We start from the raw sequence: 7,250 nt of genomic DNA, 5'->3' as shown, positions 1-7,250 counted from the left end.
GTGGAGCGCACCCAGTCTGGCCGCCGGGTGGGCTATACGCTCGCCGAGGTCAACCAAATGCGGGAGGTTTTCGGCACCCGACCCTGGCGCGGCGCGGAGGATCCGGTCTCGATCATTGCCGTGCAGAATTTCAAGGGCGGCGTCGGCAAGTCCACGGTCTCGGCCCATCTCGCGCAGTATCTGGCGATCCAGGGCTACAGGGTCTGCCTCGTCGATTGCGATAGCCAAGGCTCCTCCACGGCGCTGTTCGGCTATGTGCCCGATCTCGATATCCATGAGGAAGAGACGCTATATCCCTTCTTCCGCAACATGGAGATGACGAGCCTCGCTTATGCCGTGCGGGAGACGCATTGGGACAATCTTTATCTCGTCCCAGCTAACCTGAAGCTTTATTCGGCCGAATATGAATTGGCGGCGCGCATCTCCCGCTCGGAACCGCGGCTGCTCAACCGGCTCGCCGAAGGGCTCGAGTCCATTGCCGACCATTTTGACGTGATCGTGCTCGACCCGCCGCCCGCGCTTGGCACCGTTTCGCTTTCCGTCATGCGGGCGGCCAATGCGTTGCTGGTGCCGATGCCGCCCACGGTAGTGGATTTCGCCTCGACCACGACCTTCCTTGCTATGCTTTACGAGACGCTGCAGGTGCTGGAGGAACGCCATTTCCCGGTCGATTTTTCCTGGATACGCTTCGCGGCGACGCGGGCGGACGAGCAAAAATCCATGCAGCGGGAACTGCTCGGCCTTATGCGCAATCTTTTCGGCGATCGGATGCTACGGACCGTGCTGCGCGACAGTGCCGAGATCGACAATGCTTCCGCACGGCTGATGACGATCTATGAACTGGCCGCGCCAGTGACCTCCCGCGAGACCTATCAGCGCGGACTGGCCCATTTCAACGGCGTCAATGCCGAGATCGAACTGCAGATTCGCAGCACCTGGCCGAGCCACGCCAAAAAGCTGCGGGCAGAAGGGCTTCTCTAGCTTCTTGCAGACCTGCAATTGTGACCCAACCGATTGATTTGGAACGAAATTATGGCACTGGGCAATAAGGGATTCGCGGCCGGCCTGACCGGCACCGGAAAGACCGGGGACACGCCGCCGCCAGTTGGGGCCAAGCTGCCGCCGCGCACTGGCGTGCTGCAGAGCCGGGGCAACAGGCTGGCCGAACTCGCCTCGGGCCAGACCGTGACCCGCGACCAGGAGCTGGTGGACCCGGCCGTCTGCCGCATCTGGGAACACCATAATCGCGATTATGCGGCGCTCGATGCCGAGAACTGCGCGGATCTCATCGAAAGCTTTCAGGCCCAGGGACGGCAGGAAGTGCCGGCCATCGTGCGCCGGCTGCTCGGCGAGCCGACCCATCAGTTTGAGGTGATCTGCGGCGCGCGCCGGCATTGGACGGCTGGCTATATGCGCGCCCACGGGCAGCCGGGTTTCAAATTCCTCGTCGAGCCACGGGAGATGACGGATGAGGAAGCCTTCCGTATCGCGGATCTCGAAAACCGCAGCCGCAAGGATCTCTCGGATGTCGAGCGGGCGCGGGACTACGCCGGGGCACTCACGCGCTATTACGGCGGCAACCAGGCGCGCATGGCCGAGCGGCTTTCGGTCAGCCAAAGCTGGCTCAGCCGCTATCTGGAACTGGCGCAGTTTCCGCTTGTCGTGACGGAAGCCTTCGGCACACTCCACGCTATCAAAATCAGCCATGCGGCGACCCTTGGGCCACTGATGCGCCATCCGCTATCGGCCCAGGCGGTAACCGGGGAGGCCGAGGCTATCGCCGAGGAGCAGCGCGAGCGCCAGCAGGCGGGTCAACCGCCGATTCCGGCAGCAGACGTTGTGAAACGGCTGCAACAGGCGACGCGGCGAAAGGAGACAGCGCGGGCGAGTGCCAAGCCTGTGGAGGTTGCCGTGCGTGGGCCCTCCGGCGCCTTGCTCGCGCGCGGCACGCGGCCGCAGCGGGGCAGCAATTTCATCATCAGCGTGCCGCGCGCCGCGACCGCCGACCGGACCCAGCTGCGGGCAGCGATCGATGAGGTTCTGGACAAGCTGGCTCATAGCTGAGGGGGGCAGGGGCGTGCTGCTAAGCCGTTGAGAAGGGGCTGAGTCTCCCCTCGAACTGTTGTTATCACGCCTAATGTAATTTCTCCTTGCCCTGGGGCGGCGGAAACCGCGATCCTGCGGGGATGACAGGCAGATCCGTGCCCGCTTCCGCCGCCACGCTGCGCGCTTATCGCGCCGATTGGGCGCATTACGCTTCCTGGTGCGCGGCCTCTCACTTGGTGCCGGCGCCGGCCTCACCCGAGACCGTCGAGGCCTATCTTGCGAGCCTCGCTGCGAGCCACGCCCCGAGCACCATCCGCCGGCGCTTCGCCGCTATCGCCAAGATGCATCAGTTTAACGACCTCGCCTGGGACGGCGACCATGCCGCGATCCGGAAAACTCTGCCGAGAGTCCGCGTCCCGTCCGCATCTGCCGCCACCCTGACACCATCCTTGCTGCGCCGGCTTCTCGAAACCTGCGACCCATCGGCCCGTGGCAGGCGGGATCGTGCGCTGTTGCTCTTCGCCTTTACGGGCCGGCTGCGCCGGGCCGACCTCGTGGGACTTCAGGTCGAGGATGTAGCGGAGGCAGCCGGTGGGCTGACCCTGCGCATCGGGGGCGCCGGCGAAGGGAAGGGGAGGGCGGTGCTGCTGCCGCGCGGCAGCGAGGCCGGAACCTGCCCGGTCGCCGCCTTCCGCGCCTGGCAGGAGATGGCGCGGCGGCGCGCGGGGCCGCTTTTCAGACCGGTCAGCCGGGGCGGCACCATCGGCGCCCATGCACTCAACCCCGACGCTGTTCGGCGCATCCTCGCGCGCCGGGTCGGCCTCGCCGGGATTGCGGATGAGGTGCCCGGCCGGCTTAGCCCCGACGCACTGCGCAGGCACGAGCGCAGGCGCAAGCGCAAGCCCGGTGCCGCGTGAGCGCGCTGCGCTTTCCCTGGGAGACGGTACCCGCCCCGGAGGCGCCGGACCCGGGACCGAATCCGCCAACGCCTGCCTTGCGCCCGCGCGGCCGCCGCCCGGCACTGCCCGCTTCGCCTGATCCCGCGGGGTGGGTGCCCTGCGCGCTGACCGTGCGCGGTTCGGCCGGGGGCGGTTCGGCCGGGACGGATCCGGTAGACGCCCTGGCGGCCTTCGTCGCCGCAGCGCAAGGTCCCGGCATCACGCCTTGGCAGGAGGATGAAGCGCGGCTGGAGGAAGATGCCTTCCATCGGGCGCTCGCGGTGCCGGCGGCACGCCGGGGCCTCTCGGTCGAAGCCTGCCGCCTCCTCGCCCGACAGTATCGCGACGCGGTGGGGGCCCATCGCGCCCGGGCGGCTGCCTGGGGCCAGACTGCGGCGGGGCGACAGGCCTGCCCGCTCGACCTGCATGCGCTGATGCCGGTGCCGGGCGCGGTGCTCGCACGCGGCGCGGCAGACCCTGCGTCGCTCGCCTGGTGCCGGGAGCATTGGGGTGTCGTCCAGATCAGGCGCGTCGCCCTGTCGCGGAGCGCAGACGGCGTGACCTATCGGTTCTGGGGGCTCGGCGGCACGGCGTTGCGCGTGGCCGGGCTCGCCCGCCTGTGGCCGACGCTCCTCTTCCTGCCGGCTGCGGGCGGCGCATCGTGAGCGAGACCTTCGATCGTCTGCTGGCCGAGATGCGCGAGGGGCGGCTCGATCTCGCGTCCCTGCCGCTCGCGCTCCTCCTCGATGCGCTCGGCGCCGCTCTCCACGGCGATGGCGCCTTGACCGACAAGGCCGGGTGGATCGTGACCGTGGCGGCCATGCTGGAACGCCGCTCGCGCCTGCTGCTGCCACGCGAGGCCACGGCGCCGCAGGGGCCAGACGCGGCGGAGACCGAACGCTTGCGCGCGCAACCAGCGGGACTCGCGGAATCGCGGGCGCTCGCTCTTTGGCTCGGGGCCCGGCCGCAGCTGGGGCAGGACATCTTCAGCCGGGGCGGGGCCGACACACCTGGCGGGGAAGAGGACATGGCGCTGGACGTGATCGAATTCCTCTGGGCGAGCATCGCCGTTTTCGAGGGATTCCTGCATGAGGCGATTCCCCTCTACCAGCCGGCGCCGGCGGCGCTGCACGGTATCACGGAAGCCAGGGCGCGCATCCTGCAGCGGCTGGCCAAAGCGCCGGCCGGGCTCGATCTGCCCGCCCTGCTGCCGTCCGAGGCAGGCGAGGCGCTGCGCCGTCGCTCCGCCTGGAGCAGCACCTTCGCCGCCGGGCTCGAACTCGCGAAGGGCGGCGCCGTCATCCTTGATCAGACAACGCCACAAGGCCTGCCGCTGATGCGGCGGTCCGACGTCTAGGCGATGAGCGCGGGGTTGCCGCGCGGCATCCGCTGAAGGGCCGTGCAGGCGGAAGCCCGGCGCGCCACGCATCTCTCCTGCGGGCATCTAGTTCGATTGGTCGGAGTCCATGGCCAAACGGGTTCTGTTCAAGTCACCCTAAAGGAGTGGCCCATCGCCCGTCGGAGGGGGCCGGATACCCGGTTTTCAGCTCTTGAGGGCCAGCCGCAGGATGCGACATTGAACCGAACAATGCTTGTCTTGGAGATATGCCGATGGCCGATCAACGTCTCGCTCCACGCCCCGCCTATGCGCGCGAAGAGGGCAGAGCGACGCCAGCGGCGGCGGCTCTCGCGCCCCCCCGCGCGCCGCGGATCGCCATTGTCCATGAATGGCTTCAGGTCTATGGCGGGTCAGAGCGGGTTCTCGAACAACTTCTGCGCTGTTTTCCTGTGGCTGACCTTTTCGCGGTGGTGGATTTCGTGCCGGCCAAGGACCGCGCCTTCCTGCAAGGCCGCCCCGTTACCACGACCTTCGTGCAGAAGCTGCCCGGCGCGCGCCGCCTGTTCCGCCACTATCTCGGCCTGATGCCGATGGCGATCGAGCAGCTTGACCTCAGCGGCTACGATGTCGTGATCTCGAGCAATCATGCGGTTGCCAAGGGCGTGCTGACCGGTCCGGACCAGATCCACATCAGCTACGTCCATTCGCCGATGCGTTATATCTGGGACCTGCAGCATCAGTATCTGCGCCAGTCGCAGCTCGGCTGGGGTCTCAAGGCGCTCTATATCCGTTGGCTTTTCAACAGGCTGCGGCTGTGGGATTACGCCAGCGCCCAGCATGTCGATCACTTCATCGCGAATTCCCGCTACATCGCGCGGCGCGTGAAGAAGGCCTATGGGCGCGCCGCCTCGGTCATTCATCCGCCGGTGGACGTGACCGAGTTCACCATCGGCCGCGAGAAGGAGGATTTCTTCCTGCTCGCCGGGCGTTTCGTGCCCTATAAGCGTGCCGATCTCGTGGTCCGGGCCTTCCGCGACCAGCCGGGGCGCCGGCTCGTGGTCGTGGGCGAGGGGCCGGAAGATGCCCGCGTGCGCGCGGCCGCCCAGGGCGCGCGCAACATCGAATTCCGCGGCGCCGTGCCGAAGGCCGAACTCGTCCGTCTCATGCAGCGTGCCCGCGCCGCGATCTTCGCGGCAGAGGAGGATTTCGGCATCGCCATGGTGGAGGCGCAGGCCTGTGGAACGCCGGTCATCGCCTTCGGGAAGGGTGGCGCGCGGGACATCATCGCGACCGAGGAGGACGCCGTCCCGACCGGCGTGCTCTTCGACCAACAGTCGGTCTCCGCGATCGCCGCGGCGCTTGCACGCTTCGACAGCCTAGCCCCGGACATCACCCCGGATATCTGCCGCGCCAATGCGCTGCGCTTCTCCGAGGAGCGCTTCCGCGAGCGCATCCGCGCCTTCGTCAGCGACCGGGTCGCCAGCGGGGTCTGAGACCCCGGCGCGGCTACCGCCGCCTGTTCAATCAGCTCGACCGCAGCCTGCCGCGCAGCATGGTGCAGACCGCCGCAAGCTGCCGCGGCGTGTCGGTGATGGCCGCGATGGCGGCGAGCGTGAAGGGGCGCTCCTGCCGCAGCAGATAGGCCGCGAAGGTGACGGCGAGCAGGAACTCGGTCGCGATCAGCGCCATGGCGGCGCCCACCGCGCCGAAGGCGAAGCAGCCGCCCGTGAGCAGCACAAGATAGACTGCCGTATAGCCCATGGTGATGCGGGAGACCGCGCGACTCCAGCCGAGCGGGATGAGGAACTGGCGCGACAGCGTGCCGACGATCCCGGTGAGCAAAGGAAGCACGGAGAGCCAGCGCAGCACTTCCGCCGATTGGTGGAAGCCGGGGCCGAGCACGATGGCAGCGATGAGATCGGCGCCGAAGAAGAAGATCGCCCCGAGTACGAGGGCCAGCGAGACCTGGAAGGCGAGGAAGGGGCCCGCGACACGGGCGGCCGCCTCGCGCGATTGCGCCATCAGGGCGTTGACCCTGGGATACATGACCATGCTGACGGGAAGGGCCACCATGAGGGCGATGCGGGAGATGCGGTCGGCCCCGGCGAAGAGACCGACCGCGCTCGACCCTGCGATGAGAGCGAGCATCAGGGGGGCGGCGGCCGAATAGGCGATCCAGCTGCTCTGCGTCAGGAAGTAGTGGCGATAGTGCCAGATCTGGCCGAGGGCGGCGTGAAACGGCAGGCGCATGCGGCCGAGCTTGAGCACGCGGCGCGCGATGATGAAGCCGGCGAGACCAGAGCTGATGCCGCCCACGCCCTGCAAGGCACAGGCGATCCAGGTATCGTCCGGCCCATGCACGAGGATGAAGGTGAGCAGGACGACGAGGCTGCGGCCGCCGATCGAATAGAGGGTAAACAGCCCCATGCGTTCCATGCCCTGCATGAACCAGTCGACCGTGAAGGCGGCGCCCACGATGTTCAACAGGCCCGGCAGCAGCAGATAGATGGGCGAGGGCACGCGGTGCAGCGCGAGCACAGCGAAGAGAATGACGGTGGCGAGCAGGGAGAGCAGAGCCTTGGCCGTCATCGTCTTCCAGAAGATCGCCCGCAGCATATCCTCGTCGCCGCGGGCCTGCGCCACGTCCCGCGTGGCGCCGAGCGAGAAGCCCCAATCGACGATCAGATAGAGATAGGCGTTGATGCTGATGACGAAGGCGAGGACGCCGTAATCCGCGACGCCCAGGGTGCGCGTGAGATAGGGCACGTTGATCAGAGCGAGGATATAGCCGCTCGCCTGGAATACCGTGGTCGAGACGAGATTGCGCGCAAGGCGCTTCAGCGCGCCCTGTTCAGCCACGGGCAAACTCCATCTCGCGGGGGAGACGGGGCGAACGGAAACCAAGAATCATGGTGCCCTGTACTGTT

The 7,250-nt window shown here is 67.6% G+C and carries 7 protein-coding genes; 6 read left to right on the top strand and 1 reads right to left on the bottom strand.

Annotated features, from left to right (window positions below; all coding sequences use genetic code 11):
- From VL752_RS02410 to VL752_RS02385, 6 genes are all read left to right on the top strand, one after another.
- On the top strand, positions 1-981 hold a 981-nt coding region (locus VL752_RS02410), incomplete at its 5' end, for an AAA family ATPase (RefSeq protein ID WP_325352141.1).
- Between the two features lie 51 nt (positions 982-1,032).
- Positions 1,033-2,064, top strand: a complete 1,032-nt coding sequence (locus VL752_RS02405; protein ID WP_325352140.1) for a ParB/RepB/Spo0J family partition protein — start codon at positions 1,033-1,035, stop codon at positions 2,062-2,064.
- 137 nt (positions 2,065-2,201) lie between these two features.
- Positions 2,202-2,963, top strand: a complete 762-nt coding sequence (locus VL752_RS02400) for an integrase (protein WP_325352139.1) — start codon at positions 2,202-2,204, stop codon at positions 2,961-2,963.
- On the top strand, positions 2,960-3,649 hold the full coding sequence (locus VL752_RS02395; RefSeq protein ID WP_325352138.1) for a hypothetical protein: 690 nt from the start codon (positions 2,960-2,962) through the stop codon (positions 3,647-3,649). The genes VL752_RS02400 and VL752_RS02395 overlap by 4 nt, the downstream gene beginning before the upstream one ends.
- A complete protein-coding gene (locus VL752_RS02390) occupies positions 3,646-4,341 on the top strand; it encodes a hypothetical protein (protein ID WP_325352137.1) in 696 nt (231 codons plus the stop codon). Before VL752_RS02395 ends, VL752_RS02390 begins: the two co-directional genes overlap by 4 nt.
- A gap of 254 nt (positions 4,342-4,595) precedes the next feature.
- Positions 4,596-5,816: a glycosyltransferase gene (locus VL752_RS02385; RefSeq protein ID WP_325352136.1), complete on the top strand. Its 1,221-nt coding sequence runs from the start codon at positions 4,596-4,598 to the stop codon at positions 5,814-5,816.
- Positions 5,817-5,847: 31 nt separating this feature from the next.
- On the opposite strand, the gene VL752_RS02380 is transcribed toward VL752_RS02385, so the two are convergent.
- Positions 5,848-7,182, bottom strand: a complete 1,335-nt coding sequence (locus tag VL752_RS02380) for an oligosaccharide flippase family protein (RefSeq protein WP_325352135.1) — start codon at positions 7,180-7,182, stop codon at positions 5,848-5,850.
- Between the last annotated feature and the right edge of the window lie 68 nt (positions 7,183-7,250).

Origin of the sequence: Acidisoma sp. (genome assembly GCF_035492295.1) — a bacterium.
GTDB lineage: Bacteria > Pseudomonadota > Alphaproteobacteria > Acetobacterales > Acetobacteraceae > Acidisoma.
The sequence above is the reverse complement of the archived record's forward strand: the minus strand, read 5'-3'. Positions and strand labels throughout refer to the sequence as shown.